The 1057-nt window shown below is 67.2% G+C and carries 2 protein-coding genes; both read right to left on the bottom strand.

Annotated elements, in window-relative coordinates; translation table 11 throughout:
- A partial coding sequence (locus tag AC1D15_RS33950) for a molybdopterin cofactor-binding domain-containing protein (RefSeq protein ID WP_477829531.1) occupies positions 1–365 on the bottom strand: 365 nt, incomplete at its 3' end.
- A 10-nt stretch (positions 366–375) separates the two neighbouring features.
- Entirely contained in the window at positions 376–849 is a 474-nt protein-coding gene (locus AC1D15_RS33945) for a (2Fe-2S)-binding protein (protein WP_477829530.1), read from the bottom strand.
- Between the last annotated feature and the right edge of the window lie 208 nt (positions 850–1057).

Here is a 1057-nt window from a genome sequence, read left to right as displayed (position 1 = left end):
TTGCTGCCGTGCGCGCTCCTGACCTTGGACCAGTCGGCATCGAGCTCCTCGGCCAGGATCATCGGCAGCGCGGTCTGCACGCCCTGGCCGAAGTCGAGCCGGTTGATCGTGATGGTGGTGCTGCCGTCCTTGTCGATGTGGACGAAGGCCGAGGGTTGCTGCGTGGGCTTCAATCCGCCGGCCGGCTTGGCGGCGTCCTGCGCCATCGTGCCGAGCGGGAACGCGCCGAGCGCGAAGCCGCTGACGGCGGTCAGCTTCAGGAAGCTGCGGCGCGGCAGGCCTTCGGTGGCGACCGGGTCCTGCTGCGCGTCGAGCATGGCACGCAGGTGCTTCGGCAGCTCGAGGAGGGTGGGTTCGAAATGCATGGTGGGCTCCTTATGCCAGCGCGCGGGCGGCGTCGGTGATGGCAGCGCGGATGCGCGCATAGGTGCCACAGCGGCAGATGTTGCCGGCCATCGCCGAATCGATCTCGGCTTCGGTGGGCACCTTGCCGTGCGGCACGCTCTTCAGGAACGCGGTGGCCGACATGATCTGGCCGCTCTGGCAGTAGCCGCACTGCGCCACGTCGTGCTTGACCCAGGCCTCGTGGACGGCCTTGCCGACCTTGTCGGTGCCGGCGGTCACGGCCTCGATCGTCGTGATCTTCTGGCCGGCGGCGGCCGAGATCGGCGTCACGCACGAGCGGATCGCCTGGCCGTTCAGGTGCACGGTGCAGGCACCGCACAGCGCCTGGCCGCAGCCGAACTTGGTGCCGGTCATGCCGAGCGTGTCGCGCAGGGCCCAGAGGATGGGGGTGGAGGGATCGGCATCGACCTGGCGGTTCTGGCCGTTGATGTTGAGCGTGCTCATGGCTGGCTGGCTCCCTGGGGTGGTGAGGAGAGGGGAAGAGAGGGGGACAACTTCTTAGATGAACGAAAATTCACTTAAACGATAGCTCTCGGGCAAGGGCGCGTCAAGCGGCCGCAGTGTCTGCCCATTCGGATAGCCGAGCGGAAGTGCAGGGTTATCCGACCGGTGGAGCCTGGTGAACCGTTACCGCTTGATGCCGTCCCAGCAC

Source organism: Rhizobacter sp. P2_H2 (genome assembly GCF_056403375.1).
Note: the sequence above shows the minus strand (reverse complement) of the source record. Positions and strands in the feature narration are given on the sequence as shown.

What these genes read in the sequence shown, in the direction of transcription:
- AC1D15_RS33945 (WP_477829530.1), bottom strand. Translation starts at nt 849, where the DNA reads ATGAGCACGCTCAACATCAACGGCCAGAACCGCCAGGTCGATGCCGAT.